We start from the raw sequence: 17,696 nt of genomic DNA on the forward strand, positions 1-17,696 counted from the left end.
CCTTTCTTTTTCAGCCGGCGTTACGCATTCCCTGCGCCGTCAACCGGCTGTATGATTCCTTCTGCCTCTTTTCCCAGACCCTTTAGAAGCAGGTGGATCTGGGTATCGGTATATGATTGAATCGTAAACGTACGCTGCAGAATCCAGCGTCTGAACCCCCACATCTGTCCCTGAACAAATATATTATTGGCTATCAAGCGTACTTCCGCTTCGGTACATTCCCCGGGGAGGCTGTTGATGATGACCTGCTCCAGCATGGCGACCATATCCCGCTCTTTCTGCAGGACATAATCCTGAGCTTCCCGTGACAGGGACTTTACTTCCTGATACATCACCAGGACTTCATCCTGCATATCATCCATCAATTGAAAATAAGAACGGACCGCTTGAATCAGACTGTTCACCGATGTCTGCTCCGGATCAATCGAGGCTTCCATTCTCTCTTTGACACGCTGATAAATAGAGTCACAGACGAGAAATAATACATCCTCTTTCTTGCGGATGTATTCATATAAGGTTCCGATGCTGAATCCGGACGCTTTTGCGATTTCGCGTGTCGTCGTTTTATGAAAGCCTTTCTCCATAAACAGCGTCACGGCACCCTTGATCATCTGGTTTCTCCGCTTTAAAATCAGTGCTTCATCCTTGATGGTTGATGGCACTTGCTGATCCGCCACATCACTCACCCTTCCCAGCCCATTCCTGCAACCATGATCGGGCCAACTGGTATGGATCGGCATCGGGATTTTCGAAGGCTGCTGTTTTCTGTGGATCCTTCTCTACAGAGGATTTGACGTTCCGCCATATTTCTTCGCGGATCAGATCATAGACTTCCAGCTGCAGCTGTTCTTTCCTCCGCTTCGTCCCTGCCTTGGTTTCATATAAATACGTACGGTGCTCTTTCATCTTCTCCCAGACCTCAGCCATACCTCTGGACTCGACCGCCACCGTCTCCACGATAGGCGGCTGCCACCCTTCCGGCTGGATGATCATCAAATATTCCTCAAGGGTCGACTTCAGCTTACGAACACCCGGAAGGTCTGCTTTATTAATAAGAAAGAGATCAGCAATTTCCATAATCCCTGCCTTGAAAATCTGCAGCACATCTCCACTGTTCGGTGTCAATACAAGCCCGGTTGTATCCACCACCTTCATGACATCCAGCTCGGACTGACCGACCCCGACGGTTTCCACCAGTACGACATCAAAGCCATACGCATCACAGACCCGGATGCTGTCCTTCGTCGCCCTCGCCAAGCCTCCAAGACTGCCCCTTGTTGCCATACTGCGGATGAAAATCCCTGGATCAAGGAAATGCTGGTTCATCCTGGTACGGTCCCCGAGCAGGGCACCGCCGCTGAATGGACTCGTAGGGTCAACGGCAATAACGGCAACGGTAAGCTCCTGCTTCCTTAAATAAGTCAGCAGCCGGTTGATCAACGAACTTTTCCCCGCCCCGGGTGATCCTGTGATGCCGATGTAGTGGGCCTGCTTCTGTATCGAAAAGATGTCACTCATCAGCGGAAGCTTTTCCGGATCCTCATTTTCAACGAGCGTGATGGCACGGGCCAGCGCCCTCATATCCTGATTTTGTATTCGTTCCGCCAACGGATGCATCATCCATCACCTTCCTACTTCGTTACCATCCGGCCGATAACGAGACGCTGAATCTCCTGGGTTCCCTCATATATCTGCGTGATCTTCGCGTCCCTCATGTACCGTTCGACCGGGTAATCCTTCGTGTATCCATATCCCCCGTGTACCTGAACGGCCTCCGTAGTCACTTTCATCGCCGTATCGCCGGCAAACAACTTCGCCATTGCCGATGCTTTGGAGTACGGAAGACCTTCAGATTCCAAGTACGCGGCTTGATACGTAAGCAGGCGGGAAGCTTCGATTTCAGTGGCCATATCCGCCAGCTTAAACGAAATCCCCTGTAAAGCAGCGATCGGCTTCCCGAACTGCTCCCGTTCTTTAGCATAAGCAACGGATTCATCAAGCGCCCCCTGGGCGATTCCTACAGCCTGTGCAGCGATTCCGTTTCTACCACCGTCGAGCGTCATCATAGCGATTTTAAATCCCTGTCCTTCTTCTCCAAGCAGATTTTCCTTAGGAATCCGGCAGTCTTCAAAAATCAACTCGGTCGTTGGAGAGGAACGAATGCCGAGCTTCTTCTCTTTTTTCCCTGTGGAGAATCCCGGGGTGTCTTTTTCTACGATGAATGCACTGATGCCCCGGTTCCCTTCGTCCTGATTCGTTTTAGCAAAGACGACATACGTATCCGCCACACCGCCATTGGTAATCCACACTTTGCTACCGTTCAATACATAGCTGTCTCCATCAAGCTTCGCCTGTGTGCGCATGGAGGACACATCACTTCCCGCTCCGGGTTCGGACAAAGCGTAGGCCCCGAGCTTTTCACCAGCAGCCAGCGGCGTTAGAAACTTCTTCTTCTGTTCTTCTGTTCCAAATGTATAAATCGGCCAGCTGGCCAGAGAGATATGGGCGGAGAGCGTGACCCCCGTGGAAGCACATACTCTGGAAAGCTCCTCCACAGCAATGACATAACTGATAAAATCCGAACCGATGCCCCCGTATTCTTCCGGCCATGGGATGCCAGTCAGCCCGAGTTCAGCCATCTTATCAAAAATTTCACGATCAAAACGCTCCTCTTCATCGCGCTCAGCCGCTGTTGGTTCCACCTCGTTCTTGGAAAAATCCCGGACCATTTTTCTAAGCATTTCCTGCTCTTCTGTTAATGTGAAATTCATTTCTCCATCCTCCTAATCTCTCACCAGATGATTGCCGATGACCACACGCTGGACTTCGCTCGTTCCCTCGTAAATCTCGCAGACTTTCGCGTCTCTGAAGAAGCGTTCCACCGCATAATCTTCTGTATATCCATAGCCTCCGTGTATCTGTACTGCCTCAATGGCCGCTTTGACTGCCGTGCGGGAAGCCATCAGCTTAGCCATCGACGCTTCTTTACTGCACGGCTTTCCCAGTGCCTGCATGGATGCTGCGTTGTAAACCATCAGCTTCGAAGCTTCTACTTCTGAAGCCATATCTGCCAATTTGAAGGAGATCCCCTGCAGGTGGGCGATCGGCCTGCCGAACTGCTCCCTTTCCTTTGCGTAGGCAGCCGCATGCTCCAAAGCGGCTTCCGCAATCCCGAGCGACTGGGCAGCAATGCCGATCCGTCCAATATTCAAGTTGGAAAGGGCAATTTTATAGCCTTCCCCTTCCTTCCCCAAGAGCTGGGAGACCGGCAGCTCGCAGGCATCAAAGTTCAAGGATACCGTGCTCGATCCGTGCATGCCCATTTTCCTTTCCGCTTTACCAATAGCAAATCCAGGCGTTCCGCGTTCCACAATAAAAGCGCTCAAGCCTTTACTCGGAGGTACATCAGGGTTCGTCCGTGCAAAGACGATGAAGGTATCTGCATTGCCTCCGTTGGTGATAAACACCTTGGAGCCATTAAGAATGTACCGGTCCCCTTTCTTCTCGGCACGTGTCTTCAGACTGCTGGCATCACTGCCGGCGCTTGGTTCGGTCAGGGCAAACGCACCCAGGTATTGTCCCGAGGCGAGTTTGGGAATGTATTTGGATTTCTGCTCTTCCGATCCGAAGTATAGGATGGGGTTGGTCCCCACCGATGTATGCACAGATAAAATGACCCCGAGTGTCGCACTTACCTTGGATAGTTCATGAATAGCAATAATGTAGGAGGTGTAGTCCATTTCCGCACCTCCATAGGCTTCAGGAATGGGGATCCCCATTAAACCGAGCTCCCCCATTTGAGGAATCAGTTCTTCCGGAAACCGGTCTTCCTGCTCCATACGCTCGACGGCGGGTGCCACTTCGTTTTGTGCGAAGTCCTGCACCATCCGGCGCATCATTTTCTGTTCATCTGTAAATTGAAGATCCACGGTCATCTCCCCTTTTCCTCAGTTATTCATAGATGTAAAAACCGCGGCCGGACTTCTTCCCGAGCCAGCCGGCTTTGACGTATTTACGGAGAAGCGGACATGGTCTGTATTTGCTGTCGCCAAATCCGTCATGCAGGATCTCCATTATATAAAGACACGTATCCAGTCCGATAAAATCCGCCAGGGTCAGCGGCCCCATCGGATGATTCATGCCCAGCTTCATCACAGCATCCACGTCCTCGGGAGAAGCGACACCTTCATGAACCGTGTAAATCGCCTCATTGATCATCGGCATCAAAATTCTATTGGAAACAAACCCAGGGAAATCCTCCACCTCTACCGGTGTCTTCTGGAGTTTTTCGGCCATTTCTTTCACGGTGGCATACGTTTCATCACTCGTCTGAATCGCCCTGATGATTTCCACAAGCTTCATAACCGGGACCGGATTCATAAAATGCATGCCAATGACCTGTTCCGGACGCTTCGTCGCTGCCGCAATTTCGGTGATTGGAAGGGAAGAGGTATTGGTCGCTAAAACAGCATGAGGAGGTGTGATTTCATCCAGCTGCTGGAACACATCGATCTTCACTTTCATATTCTCCACGACGGCTTCCACGACGAGGTCACAGTCCGACGCATCCTGCAGGTCGGTCGTAATGGTCAGGTTCTTCAGCGTCTCGTCACGTTTTCCATCGGTCATGCGCCCCTTCTCCACAGCTCTTTCCAGACGCTTTTCAATTCCGTCTCTTCCTTTATTCAATGCTTCCTGATCTCGATCATTCAATTTCACATAAAAACCGGCCTGAGCAAAGACTTGAGCAATCCCTGCGCCCATCTGTCCTGCGCCGATGACCATGACTTTATTCATTGACATCCGTATGTCCCCCTTATTGTTTCGGTACTTCGATTAGAACCGCATCTCCCTGGCCGCCGCCTGAGCAGATGGCTGCAATTCCTGTACCGCCGCCCCGGCGTTTCAGTTCATAAGCCAGTGTCAAAAGGATACGTGCTCCACTGGCTCCGATTGGATGTCCAAGAGCAACGGCTCCACCGTTGACATTCACTTTCTCCGGATCCAGACCGGCAATTTTCCCACTGGCCAGTGAAACAGCCGCAAACGCCTCATTCACCTCAAATAAATCGATATCCCTTATGGTCTTTCCGGTTTTTTTCAGAAGTTTATTAATGACAAGTCCAGGTGTCTGTGGGAAATCCCGGGCTTCCACTGCAATCTCATCGTGAGCGAGAATAGTCGCAAGCACAGATGATCCGGTCTCCTTGGCCTTTTCTTCTGACATTAAGACCATGGCACACGCTCCGTCATTGACGCCCGGTGCATTTCCTGCTGTAATCGTCCCGGACTTGTCAAAAACGGGGCGCAGTTTTGATAACGCTTCCATTGTTGTGCTCTTTCGTGGAGCTTCATCCTGATCCACGGCGACAGGATCTCCTTTACGCTGCGGGATTTCAACAGGAGTGATTTCTTCGCCCAGCTTCCCAGCTTCCGTGGCCTGGACGGCCCGCTGATGACTGCGGTATGCCCACTCATCCTGATCCTCACGTGTCAATTCATACTGCTCGGCTGTCCGATTGCCGTAATTGCCCATATGCACGTTCTCAAAAGAACAAGTCAATCCGTCATGCACCATCATATCTTTCACGGCAGCATCTCCCATCCGGAGCCCCCATCGTGCTTTCGGCATGAAGTAAGGCGCGTTGCTCATGCTTTCCATACCACCGGCGACGATGATTTCTTCTTCCCCAAGACGGATGAACTGATCTCCCATCGTAACGCTGCGCATACCGGATGCACACACTTTATTCACGGTTTCTGTTTTGACATCCCACGGAATCCCTGCTTCACGGGCCGCCTGTCTGGAAGGAAGCTGTCCCTGCCCCCCCTGAAGAACGGTGCCCATGATGACTTCGTTCACGTCCTCAACGTGGACCTGCGCTTTTTTCAAAGCGGCTTTGATAGCCAGACCTCCAAGCTGCGCTGCTGTCAGGGGTGCCAGGCTCCCTCCAAATTTCCCAAATGGTGTTCGTGCTCCATCCACGATGACTGTTTTACGCATTGTCATTCCTCCCTTTATTGTTAACGCTTACAAAATAGACGATTGAACGCTCGCTCAACATCTTCCCATAAGGAAAGTGTACATAAAATCCTGTACACTTTCCACAATTTTTCAATCATTCTGTCATTTTTTCGTTTTTAAACAAACGTTTAATCAAGCACTCTTTTCCTTTGTATTTCCAAAGATTGACTTAGCGAGAATCTCTGCAATATCCATCGTACTGACCTCTTCTTCCACTTCTTTCGCTTTCGTTCCGTCCGAAAGCATCGTCAGGCAGAATGGACAGCCGCTGGAGATCATTGTAGGCTCTACTTCAAGCGCCTGTTCGGTCCGTGCTACGTTGACGCGGTTCCCGGATTTCTCCTCCATCCACATCATGCCGCCTCCAGCTCCACAACACATCCCGTTCGAACGGTTGCGTTTCATTTCCACCACTTCCACTCCAGGGATCATCTCCAGAACTTCACGCGGCGGCTGGTAGACTTCGTTGTAGCGGCCAAGGTAACAGCTGTCATGATACGTAATTTTTTCTTTAACAACGCCCTGCGGCTTCAAGCGGCCTTCCTTCAGCCATTCCGCCAGCATTTCCGTATGGTGGTACACTTCAGCTTCCAGACCGAAATCCGGATATTCATTCTTGAAAATGTTATACGCATGCGGATCAATCGTAATGATCTTCTTCACATCGTTTTTCTCAAATTCCTTCATATTCTTTTCCGCCAGCTCCTGGAAAAGGAATTCGTTCCCCATACGGCGGGCTGTATCTCCGGAGTTCTGTTCCTTATTGCCGAGAATAGCGAACTTGATGCCGGCTTCGTTCATCAGTTTCGCAAAGGCCATGGCGATTTTCTGACTGCGGTTATCGTAGGACCCCATGGAACTGACCCAGAATAAGTATTCAAACTCTTCCCCTGATTTCTTCAACTCTTTCACTGTAGGAATATGGACATCTTCATCCAGCTGCCTCCAGTCTTCTCTTTCCTTCTTGGAAAGCCCCCATGGATTACCCTGACGCTCGATGTTCATCATGGCACGCTGACCGTCGGCATCCATCTTCCCTTCTGTAAGAACAAGATAGCGGCGGAGATCGATGATTTTATCGACATGCTCGTTCATGACCGGGCAGGCATCCTCACAGTTCCGGCATGTTGTACAGGCCCACAGCTCTTCTTCAGTAATAACATCTCCAATCAGGCTCTTATTCTGGACCGCTTCAAGCGTTGCTGCGGCCTCATCCGTCCCGTGGCTCCGGGCCATTTGAGCAAGCGTATTCCCTTCTGTACCTGAGAACGCATAGGCAGGCACCCATGGAGATTTACCTGTAACGGCGGCCCCCTTTTCCGTAAGGTGATCGCGGAGCTTCACAATCAGATCCATCGGCGAGAGCATTTTTCCGGAACCAGACGCCGGACACACGTTTGTACAGCGGCCGCATTCGACACAGGCATAAAAATCAATCATCTGAAGCTGGTTGAAATCCTCAATCTTTCCAATCCCGAAGGATACATCCTCTTCATCGGCATCCTCATCCATTTCAAAATCAATGGACTTGAGTTTTCCCGGCGGCTCTTCACGACTTAAAAAGACGTTCACAGGCGCAGCAAGAAGGTGGGCGTGCTTGGACTGCGGCACGTAGACAAGGAATGTAAGCAGAATAAGCAGGTGAATCCACCACATAACAAAGAATACCGTGATGGCAACAGGTTCAGGCACCCATCCGAAAGCGCTTGCAATAACGCTCGCAACAGGTTCTGTCCATGCCCCTTCATGGGCATGCCAGATCATACTCATGCCATTACCGACCAGCACCGTGACCATAAGTGTTCCAATAAAGATGAGAACAAGTCCGGCTTTGAACCCCCGCTTCAGACGGACAAGCTTTTCAATATACCGCCGGTGAAAAGCCCAGATGACAGCGGTCAGAATCATTAAGGTCACCAGCTCCTGGAAAAACGTGAAGCCGGCGTAAAAAGGTCCGAGCGGCAGATGGGCATCCGGCACAAGTCCTTTATAGATAAAATCAATCGCCCCGAACTGCACGAGGATAAAGCCGTAAAACATCATAACGTGAATAATTCCGGATTTTTTATCCTTAAGAAGCTTCTTCTGCCCGAATACATAAACCCAGATCTTGCGTAATCGTGACTTCAGCTGGTTGTCATACTCGAATTTTTTCCCCAATTTAATATAAGCGATTCGAGTCTGAACGACACGGACAAATAAATAAAGTCCATAAACCAGCACCCCAAGGAACAAAATCCAGTTGGCGGTCAGCAGTGGATTCATCGGTTTTCCCCCTCTTTGTTGTCATCGCACGAAGCGATTTCCCTTTTCTCCGATCAGAAACTTTTAATTTTCTGAATCTTATAGCTTAACTATAAATTATGAATGAGCATTCAGTCAATATATTTTCTGTATTTTTCCTTTTGAAAAGGTCGAAAAAGGGGAAACTAGGAGGAAGAGTTTTTTAGGAGGCATCTTATGTTCTACATTATTCTACTATTACTAGCAGCCACTCTTATTTTCCTGCTTTTCCTGGATTTTAAATTTGGAAGGTCCCGGCATCATAAACAGGCCCGTACCATTCCCCTGGAGGAAACGACAGGCAGCTATCATTTATATAAGAACGGATCCCGGCTGTATGAACAGCTTTTCCGGGATATTTCCGAGGCAGAAAAACAGGTGGATGTTTATTTCTTTCTTATAGAAAATGATTATATTGCGGAGAATTTTCTCCAGGTGCTGAAAAACAAAGCGGCTGAGGGTGTCCCTGTACGACTGATGGGTGACCGCGTGGCCAGCTTTAAAATAACGAAGAAGCGCCGGGAGGCACTTGAGGCGGCAGGTGTACGCTTCGCTTTTGCGGAAACCCCCGGATTTCCTTATTTCTTTTACCGCCTTCATCGGAGAAACCATCGGAAAATCACCGTCATTGATGGAAAGATCGGCTATGTCGGAGGATTTAATATCGGAAAGGCGTATATCGGGGAAACTTCGAAATTCGGAGACTGGCGGGATTATCATATCCGGTCCTTCGGTCCTGTCGTCCATCAGCTGCATACCATTTTTCTTGATGACTGGTATTTGGCAACAGGAGAAAAAGACGAGCCCCTTCCTCCCACAGAAACCGAGCATCCCTACCGGATGAGGGTCGTGGCAACTGATGGCGTAGAGCTTGAGCAGGAGTTCAGGAAAATGATCGATTCTGCTGAACGTGAAATTTTAATCGGCACGCCCTATTTCATTCCTACTCCCACGCTGCAGGATGCCTTGAAATCAGCACTGAAGCGGAATGTCTCGATCCATATTATGATTCCGATGAAAGCAGACCATCCATTCGTAAAGGAAGCTGCCGTCCCGTACTTAAAGGAGTTGAAGGAGGCTGGTGCAGATATCCGTTTCTTCGATGCAGGCTTTTATCATTCAAAGGTCATCATGATTGACGGACAGTTCGCAGACATCGGCACCGCAAACTTTGACCGGCGCAGCTTCTTTCTCAATAAAGAGATCAATACGTATGTGTATGACGAAGCCTTTATTGAAGATTTAAGAGACTTTTACTTCGAGGATGTGGCAGATGCCGTCCCGTTCGACGACCGCTGGCTGAAAAAACGTTCACTCGGAACAAGAATCAATCAGAAGATTGCTGTTCTGCTCCGTCCGTTTTTGTAGCGGTCATTTAAACAGTTCCGTGAGCATCGGCCCGACCCAGCCATATACTTTAAACCCAAGATAAATGCCGATGATGCCGGCCACTCCTGCAAAAGCGGGTGGTGCCGGTATCGGCAGTTTAACAGCAGCGAATAATAATCCGACCACGAATCCGGTCAGTAATGCCAGCAGTACTTCTTTCCCCACAGCAATCCCTCCTTCTCCGGTCCTTTTCGTATATCATGTACTTCTTTCTCCACTCCATTCATGTTTTCCTCTTCCTTATGAACCCGGACATAAAAAAAGAACGCCTCTGCCCGTTTATGCAGAGACGCCCTTTTCCTACTCTATGCCATTACATTTGATTCGGTGCAGAAACACCGACAAGTTTCAGTGCGTTGTTCAAGGTAATCCGTACGGCTTTCATCAGGGCAATCCTTGCGGCTGTCCGCTCAGGATTGTCGCCATCCAGTACTTTCACTGCATTGTAGAAGCTGTGCAGGGCAGACGCCAGGTCAAAGGCATACTGGGTAACCCTGTGCGGGGTACGCTTGTCAGCAGCATCCGCTACAACCTGAGGGAATTCCCCAAGTTTTTTCAACAGGTCTTCTTCCTTCTCAGCTGTTAACCAGCTGTTATCGTAGGTTTCCTTCATGAGTCCTTTTTCTTCCGCCTGCTTCAGCATCGTGCAGATTCTGGCGTGCGCATACTGCACATAGTACACAGGGTTTTCATTGGACTCTGAACGGGCGAGATCCATGTCGAAGTCCAGGTGGGAATCGCTGGAACGCATGGAGAAGAAGTAACGCATCGCGTCCACACCGACTTCCTCCATCAGCTCTCTAAGCGTGACCGCTTTTCCGGTACGCTTACTCATTTTCACCTTTTCGCCGTCCTGGAATAAATTGACCATCTGGATGATTTCTACTTCCATCGTGTCTTTTTCAAAACCAAGCGCCTGAATAGCCGCTTTCATACGAGGAATGTAGCCGTGGTGATCAGCTCCCCAGATGTTGATGAGCGTATCAAAGCCGCGGTCCAGTTTATTTTTGTGATAGGCAATATCCGGCGTTAAGTAGGTGTACGAACCGTCATTCTTAATCAGGACACGATCCTTATCATCGCCGAACTGTGTCGTTTCAAACCATGTGGCATCGTCTTTTTCATACACATACCCTTGGCTGCTGAGGACTTTCAGGGCATCGGTAATCTGGTCGTCCTGATACAGGGAGGTTTCAGAGAACCATTCATCAAACGGGACACGGAATTCTTCCAGGTCGGTTTTGATTCGATTCAAAAGGAACTTCAAACCATATTCGCGGCAGAACTGCAGTCGTTCTTCCTGCTCGGCTTCCGCCCATTTTTCACCAGCCTCTTCCGCAAGCTTTTCTCCCAGCTGGATGATGTCTTTACCGTGATAGCCGTCTTCCGGCATGTCCCAGTCACGGCCGAGCGCCTGCATGTAGCGGGCTTCCAGAGACTTTGCAAGGTTCATCATCTGGTTTCCGGCATCATTGATGTAATATTCACGGGAGACGTCATAGCCGGCTGCATCCAGTACGTTGCATAAGGAATCACCGACAGCAGCTCCGCGGGCGTGTCCGAGGTGGAGGGTCCCCGTCGGGTTGGCTGAAACAAACTCGATCTGGATTTTATGACCGTCACCCGTGTTCGTCCGTCCATATTCATCGCCGGCTTCCAGTACAGAAGGGACAAGCTCCGTCAAATACTGGTTGTTCATGTAGAAATTAATGAAGCCCGGGCCTGCGATTTCAATTTTGTCTATGGATGCTTTCGAATGATCGAACTGCTCGACCAGTTCAGATGCAATCGCACGCGGATTCTTTTTCGCTACCCGTGCCAGCTGCATAGCCATATTGGTGGCATAATCGCCGTGAGCTTTGTCCTTCGGCTGTTCGAGCACGACTTCCGGCATTTCCTCTTCTCCGGCAAGACCCGCTGCCAGCACAGAACGAACAATCTCTTCTTTCAGGTTTTGTTCCATTTGTTCAACGATATTCATGAATCGCTCTCCTCCTCAAACGTCAACGTCAAGCTGTGCGCCTGCGTTACCTCGTGATTTAACGTCATTGTATAGTCTAAAAACAGTCGTCCCTGCGCGGATTCTTCCAGCGAGGTATAATCCAATTCTTTCGTATAGGTTCTCATATGAAAATCACCGTACGTGTGGTGATATAAATTCTCCGTTTCCATCAGCGGCTTGAAAACCTGGCGCATTTCCACACCACCGCTGCGCTTAATGCTCACGTGCTCCTGTTTGATCGTCACCATTGTGTGGACAGGGTCACCGTCTTCCGGGTGCTCCGTAAAGGTCAGCACCTGCGTATCGCCGCGGACTAAAAAACGGCCGGTCTCTTCGATTTCCATGGTCTCCCTGCGGTCTTGATCCTGGATTTCGGTAACAAGCTGGACCTGGATGTCTTTTGCATTTGCAGGCATCTTTCCTCCACCTTTTCTTTAACAATTTTACGAACGAGTTATAACTAATCCATTATAAAAATTTCAGTTTAAAAACGCAAGCGCTGGTATCAGGAACTTGTCAGCAGACTGATATACCTCTGAATGTCATCGATAGAGGAGAGGTGTGCCGGAATGGACCAGGCGGTGTATATCACAAGGATAGCCAAAACAACCGTAGTGTACCACTTGAACGGAAGATATTTCCTGAAAGGGCGCTGGCCGGGAGCAGTGATAAACATCAATAGAGGGAGAAGAACAGCGATCACACCCAGATCCAGCCTCCACTGCTGCCTTTCTTCAGAAACCGCAACCTGGAACATGAGAATCTCGTTGATGTTCCCTTCCCTTTCTATTTCCACTTGTTCTTTATTCCATAATCCTTCTTCAATCGTCAACGTGTCTTCATTCAATGTATAACTGTAATTTGATGGGTTCCATTCCCCTGCAAAAGTGGCGGTGAAAAGTACGACCATCACCAAGGCATAGGCGGAAATGAGACCGATCCCTTTTTTCGTCAAAGTGAAACGCTCCTTTATTCATGATTTCAGGACACATGCCCGAAAATAGAAAAGCCACCGTGATGATCACAGCGGCTTTCCCTATTCTATCATTTATTGAACAAACCCTAAAAGCATTTCACGCAACAGTTTGCCGGCCGCAATCTGTGTCTTTTCGGAATGATCGTAGGCCGGGGCTACTTCCACCAGATCAGCTCCTACGATATTCAGCTCACTTCCTGCGATGGCATGAATAGCAGCCAGCAGTTCTTTAGAGGAAATGCCGCCGGCTTCAGCCGTTCCTGTCCCGGGAGCATAGGCAGGGTCAAGCACATCAATGTCGATAGTGACATAAACCGGACGCCCGGCCAGATTAGGCAGGACCTTCTGCAAAGGCTCCAGCACCTCATACTTATACATGTGCATACCGGATTCAGCCGCATATTGAAACTCTTCTCTCATGCCGGAACGGATCCCGAAAGAATAGACGTTCTCCGCACCGATAAGCTCACATGTCTTGCGGATCGGCGTGGAATGGGAAAGCACCTCTCCCTCATATTCCTCCCGAAGATCTGCGTGGGCATCGATATGAATGACGGCCAGATCGGGGTACTTTTTATAAACGGACTGAATGACCGGCCAGGAAACTAAGTGCTCCCCGCCCATCCCAAGCGGGAACTTGCCTTTTTCCATCAGTTCATCCGTATAATCCTCAATGATGTCGAGGCTGCGGGCTGCGTTTCCGAATGGCAGCAGCAGGTCGCCGGCATCGTGATAGCTTACGTCCTCCAAATGGCGGTCCAAATAAGGGCTGTACTCCTCAAGACCGATGGAAGCTTCACGGATCCGGTTCGGCCCAAAACGGGAGCCCGGACGAAAGCTGACCGTCCAGTCCATAGGCATGCCGTAAATTACAGCGTCCGCTTCTTCCCCTGTAGCGCGGCTCATAATGAATACTTTGCCCGAGTAGGCTTCATCAAACCTCATGAACGTCCCTCCTTCGTCAAGTCTTTCACAAATTTCGGCAGAGCAAAGCAGGCCTGGTGGATCACTTCGGTGTAGTATTTCGTATCCAGTTCCGTGAAACGATTTTCTGGAACCTGAAGCGGATCATACGTCTTACTTCCCATCGTGAATGTCCACAGTCCACTCGGGTACGTCGGAATGTTGGCGGTGTACACTTTGGTTATCCGGAAGCTTTCCTTAACATCACGGTACACCTGACGGATCAGATCAGCCTTGAACCAAGGGTTATCTGTCTGGGCAACAAAGATGCCGTCCTCTTTCAATGCTTTGGCAATTCCCTCGTAAAAGCCCTTCGAAAACAGGTTCACCGCAGGTCCGACCGGTTCTGTGGAGTCTACCATGATCACATCGTATTCCTCCGTACTTTGAGCAATATGCATAAACCCGTCATCCACTTTGACTTCGACCCGTTCGTCGTCCAAGGTGCCCGCAATGGATGGCAGATACTTTTTGGAATACTCGATGACCTTGCCGTCAATTTCGACAAGCGTGGCTTTCTTTACACTTTCGTGCTTCAGCACTTCTCTTATGACACCGCCGTCTCCCCCGCCCACAACCAGCACATGTTCAGGGTTTGGATGGGTGAATAAAGGTACATGGGCGACCATTTCGTGATAAACGAATTCATCCCTCTCTGTCGTCATGACCATGTCATCGAGGACGAGCATGTTCCCCCATTCTTCTGTTTCCAGCATTTCCAACTCTTGAAAATCGGTTTTCTCTTTATGAAGCGAACGATTGACTTTCGCTGTGATCCCGAAATGATCGGTCTGTTTTTCTGTAAACCAAGTACCCATGATGCATTTCTCCTTTTCATCTATACATCCACCGGTGTCAGGAGATTCCCTCCACACCGGTATTTAAAAAGCAAACAAGAAGTTTATTTTACTACGAAATCTCCCATAATAATAGCAGTCTTTCGATTCGGTGAACATAAAATTTTCTCTTTATAGTTGGGAGTATAAACAAGATGTGGTCATTTATCAAAACTTCATACAAATGGCTGATCATCAGCCTGAAGCTGACGGGCGCCGGTGCCCTCCTCGGCCTGATCGCCGTCATCGCTGTATTCATGACGGCTGTTATCCAGGGCCCCCCGTCTTTGAAAACAGAACAGAACACCCTCATCTATGGCAGCAGCGGAGATGTTATTGGAGAGGATAAAGGGTCTGAGGAAAGGTACTGGATTGCGATCGACGATATGCCTCAGTCGATTAAAGACGCTACACTGGCCATTGAGGACCGGCGGTTTTACAACCATTTCGGCTTTGATTTCAAAAGAATTGCTGCCGCTGCCTTAACAGACTTAAAGCAGATGCGGATGGCTCAGGGGGCCAGTACGATTACCCAGCAGTATGCCCGCAACCTCTACCTTTCGCATGATAAGACATGGAAGCGGAAGCTCTATGAAGCGATGTATGCCCTGCGTCTGGAAATCTTCTATAACAAAGACGAGATATTGGAAGGGTACCTGAATACCATTTATTACGGGCACGGGGCCTATGGTATTGAAGCGGCAAGCCGCCATTATTTCAGCAAGCACGCTGGAGAACTTTCGCTCACGGAAGCTTCCATGCTTGCCGGCATCCCTAAAGGTCCCAGTTATTATTCTCCTCTGAACAATGAAGATAGAGCCGTATCCAGGCAGGAGCAGATTCTAGCGGAAATGGAACGCCACGGCTACATTACGTCGACAGAAAAGGAAGAAGCTGTGGAGGCCAGCCTGAGTTATGCTGATGATCAGGGTAAGGAAACGCAGGAAACCGCTCCTTATTTTCAAGATGAAGTGATTTCTGAAGCGGCCCGTCTGCTCGGCGTCGACAGGGAAAGCATTCAGACCGGCGGGTATCACATCCATACGACGCTTAACGAAGAGCATCAACAAACGCTTGAGGAGATGGCCGTCCGGCACCTTCCGGACAGCAGCGACGTCCAGACTGCCGCAGCTGTTATGGACAGCCGTACCGGTGCCGTCACGGCGCTCATCGGGGGCAGGGATTACGAGGAAAGTCCGTTCAACAGGGCGGTGCAGGCAAAGCGGCCCATCGGCTCAACCATTAAACCGCTCCTCTATTACAGGGCACTGAAGTCTGGAGAGTCGCCGGTCACGATGCGTGAAAGCAAACCGGTTGAATTCCCCGTGGAGGGAAAAAGCGACCCCTATGTTCCGACCAATTTTAATGATCAATACGCCGAAAAGCCGATAACGATGGCGCAGGCTTTAGCTGTATCCGATAATATTTACGCCGTTTCCACCCATATGGACCTCGGTCCCGAAAAACTCGTTGAAACGATGAAGACATTTGGACTGCAGGGAACTTTTGAGCCCCACCCTTCCCTTGCTCTCGGCTATTCATCCGTATCCTTATACGATATGGTCACAGCCTACGGGAAGATGGTTAAAGGGTCCGACTCTCTTGAAGGGCATACGATTCACAAAATCACCGACCGCCATGAACATGTGTTATATGAATACAAACCGGTCGTACTGAAAGACGACCCTGTGGATGACGAGCTGGCTTTTACAGTCACCCATATGATGACAGGCATGTTCGATCCAGCCCTTGATGCGTCCTATGCTTCTGTCACAGGCACTCCTATTAAAGGGAAATTGACCCGGATGTACGGAGGTAAATCAGGCACGACCGATACAGACAGCTGGATGATCGGGTTCAGTCCGCAATATGTCACAGGAGTATGGATCGGCTACGATGAAGGGGGACGTCCTTTGGAAACCTTCAATGAGCACCGGTATGCCAAGTCCATTTGGGCGGATACGATGGAAGGCATCCATGAATCGCTCCCATCAGCAGCTTTCGTCCCGCCACCGGGGGTGAAAGGGGTCTATATTGATCCGGATACCGGCTATCTTGCCGGCCCCGATTGTCCGCAGGAACGGCTTGTCTACATGAAAAAGGCGGACATACCGAAGAAAGTATGTGGGGGCAGCGAAGAAAAGGATATCGAGGATGAATTCAAGGACGACCCGTGGTTCAAAGATGTTGTGGACTGGTTCTTCTAATTAAGAAAAGGTCCAAGCTTCCATCAGCCATAGAAAAACAAGAAGAAAGCTGGCGTCACCCAGCACTTGGACACATGTTGGGTCTGCGGTCACGTTCCGCTTATCGGTGGATGCTTGCCGCGGGCACGGCCTCAGCTAACTTGGGCAGGATAAACCACCTGCCCAAGTGGATCTTCGTCTCGCGCTGTTCCCGCAGGCGTCACCACCGAACACTCCTCGTAACCTCACCATAGGATGAGAGGAACAGAGGGGGCATCCTTTTTATACCATCAAGTTACGGGGGAAGGACAGCCCTCCTCCCCAAGGGACCTTGTTTCTCAAAATAACTTAAATTCTCCTTGGCAGAAAGGGAATAATCGGAGCTGTAATGACCATAAAAAAGGACAGAGAAAACGACCGGCCTGTGACCGGTCGTTTTCTCTGTCCTAGTCAAACATGTACTATCCATGTATTACTTAATATATTACCACGTCAAAGGTTCGTCAATACGCTCGGCGAAGATCTGTCTGTATTTCATGAACATTCCGCCAAATAACCTTCAGGCGATCGTTAAATCAATGATGTCCTCCAACGAAAAACGGACCCGTTCCTTTGTTTCCCAGTGAACGCCTTTGACCACCCGGTCCCACCGGCTCACTTCCTGGATTTTCATCAGACATTCCTCATAATCAAATCCGTTGTGGACCCTGAGGCAGACCGTTAAATCATCTTTCACAGCCCGCTGCAGCAGAAAATCGATTTCCACCGCCTTCTGCTCATCAATGATCCCCTTCTCTACCCGCTGATCCTCTTTCCAGAGCTTCTTCACCATCTCCACGTGTTCCGGCAGCATCAAAGACGTCCACTTAATGGTTCCCCGATCCCGATTTCGATTATCCATCATGCTCCTCCTCCATAACGAACATTTGTTCTTATTCTATCATAAAAAAGAACAGCGTAAACTGGAAGTTACAGGAGAAGTGGAAAAAAGCTCCGTTTCCCCACGATTCCTGAAAAAACGAGCCATAAAAAAAGC

16 protein-coding genes are annotated in these 17,696 nt (G+C 49.6%); 2 read left to right on the forward strand and 14 right to left on the reverse strand.

Going from position 1 to position 17,696, the window contains the following annotated elements:
• Positions 1-20: 20 nt before the first annotated feature.
• The 7 genes from GLV97_RS02075 to GLV97_RS02105 all read right to left on the reverse strand — a co-directional run bounded on the left by GLV97_RS02075 (position 21) and on the right by GLV97_RS02105 (position 8,290).
• Positions 21-677, reverse strand: a complete 657-nt coding sequence (locus tag GLV97_RS02075; RefSeq protein WP_160836845.1) for a TetR family transcriptional regulator — start codon at positions 675-677, stop codon at positions 21-23.
• 1 nt (position 678) lies between these two features.
• On the reverse strand, positions 679-1,617 hold the full coding sequence (gene meaB, locus GLV97_RS02080) for a methylmalonyl Co-A mutase-associated GTPase MeaB (RefSeq protein ID WP_160837752.1): 939 nt from the start codon (positions 1,615-1,617) through the stop codon (positions 679-681).
• A gap of 14 nt (positions 1,618-1,631) precedes the next feature.
• Positions 1,632-2,771 (reverse strand): acyl-CoA dehydrogenase, encoded by a 1,140-nt coding sequence (locus GLV97_RS02085; RefSeq protein ID WP_160840901.1) that lies wholly within the window; start codon positions 2,769-2,771, stop codon positions 1,632-1,634.
• Between the two features lie 12 nt (positions 2,772-2,783).
• A complete protein-coding gene (locus tag GLV97_RS02090; RefSeq protein ID WP_160888872.1) occupies positions 2,784-3,929 on the reverse strand; it encodes an acyl-CoA dehydrogenase family protein in 1,146 nt (381 codons plus the stop codon).
• 22 nt (positions 3,930-3,951) lie between these two features.
• Positions 3,952-4,803 carry a 3-hydroxybutyryl-CoA dehydrogenase gene (locus GLV97_RS02095; RefSeq protein ID WP_160888873.1) on the reverse strand — a complete coding sequence of 284 codons (852 nt, stop codon included), beginning with the start codon at positions 4,801-4,803 and terminating at the stop codon, positions 3,952-3,954.
• A gap of 13 nt (positions 4,804-4,816) precedes the next feature.
• The gene (locus GLV97_RS02100; RefSeq protein WP_160888874.1) at positions 4,817-6,004 is read right to left on the reverse strand and encodes an acetyl-CoA C-acetyltransferase; all 1,188 of its coding nucleotides are present in this window, start codon (positions 6,002-6,004) and stop codon (positions 4,817-4,819) included.
• A gap of 153 nt (positions 6,005-6,157) precedes the next feature.
• Positions 6,158-8,290: a heterodisulfide reductase-related iron-sulfur binding cluster gene (locus GLV97_RS02105; protein ID WP_160888875.1), complete on the reverse strand. Its 2,133-nt coding sequence runs from the start codon at positions 8,288-8,290 to the stop codon at positions 6,158-6,160.
• A gap of 195 nt (positions 8,291-8,485) precedes the next feature.
• On the opposite strand from GLV97_RS02105, the gene cls reads away from it, so the two are divergent.
• A complete protein-coding gene (gene cls / locus GLV97_RS02110; RefSeq protein WP_160888876.1) occupies positions 8,486-9,676 on the forward strand; it encodes a cardiolipin synthase in 1,191 nt (396 codons plus the stop codon).
• A gap of 3 nt (positions 9,677-9,679) precedes the next feature.
• On the opposite strand, the gene GLV97_RS02115 is transcribed toward cls, so the two are convergent.
• The 6 genes from GLV97_RS02115 to speE all read right to left on the reverse strand — a co-directional run bounded on the left by GLV97_RS02115 (position 9,680) and on the right by speE (position 14,456).
• Positions 9,680-9,862, reverse strand: a complete 183-nt coding sequence (locus GLV97_RS02115; RefSeq protein WP_160836859.1) for a XapX domain-containing protein — start codon at positions 9,860-9,862, stop codon at positions 9,680-9,682.
• Positions 9,863-10,010: 148 nt separating this feature from the next.
• Complete coding sequence (argS, locus tag GLV97_RS02120) at positions 10,011-11,678, reverse strand: arginine--tRNA ligase (protein WP_160836861.1); 1,668 nt, start codon at positions 11,676-11,678, stop codon at positions 10,011-10,013.
• The gene (locus GLV97_RS02125; RefSeq protein WP_160888877.1) at positions 11,675-12,115 is read right to left on the reverse strand and encodes a DUF1934 domain-containing protein; all 441 of its coding nucleotides are present in this window, start codon (positions 12,113-12,115) and stop codon (positions 11,675-11,677) included. Before GLV97_RS02125 ends, argS begins: the two co-directional genes overlap by 4 nt.
• Before the next feature lie 89 nt (positions 12,116-12,204).
• Positions 12,205-12,654: a hypothetical protein gene (locus tag GLV97_RS02130; protein WP_237418544.1), complete on the reverse strand. Its 450-nt coding sequence runs from the start codon at positions 12,652-12,654 to the stop codon at positions 12,205-12,207.
• A 93-nt stretch (positions 12,655-12,747) separates the two neighbouring features.
• Positions 12,748-13,620 (reverse strand): agmatinase, encoded by an 873-nt coding sequence (gene speB, locus GLV97_RS02135; protein ID WP_160888878.1) that lies wholly within the window; start codon positions 13,618-13,620, stop codon positions 12,748-12,750.
• Positions 13,617-14,456, reverse strand: coding sequence for a spermidine synthase (gene speE, locus GLV97_RS02140; protein ID WP_160888879.1), 840 nt, complete (start codon positions 14,454-14,456; stop codon positions 13,617-13,619). The genes speB and speE overlap by 4 nt, the downstream gene beginning before the upstream one ends.
• A 173-nt stretch (positions 14,457-14,629) precedes the next feature.
• On the opposite strand from speE, the gene GLV97_RS02145 reads away from it, so the two are divergent.
• On the forward strand, positions 14,630-16,681 hold the full coding sequence (locus GLV97_RS02145) for a transglycosylase domain-containing protein (RefSeq protein ID WP_160888880.1): 2,052 nt from the start codon (positions 14,630-14,632) through the stop codon (positions 16,679-16,681).
• 538 nt (positions 16,682-17,219) lie between these two features.
• Here the strand turns inward: GLV97_RS02145 and GLV97_RS02150 are convergent.
• Positions 17,220-17,561 (reverse strand): YolD-like family protein, encoded by a 342-nt coding sequence (locus GLV97_RS02150; RefSeq protein ID WP_160836871.1) that lies wholly within the window; start codon positions 17,559-17,561, stop codon positions 17,220-17,222.
• Positions 17,562-17,696 lie beyond the last annotated feature (135 nt).

Source organism: Halobacillus litoralis, from assembly GCF_009856355.1.
GTDB classification, from domain to species: Bacteria; Bacillota; Bacilli; order Bacillales; family Halobacillaceae; genus Halobacillus; species Halobacillus litoralis_B.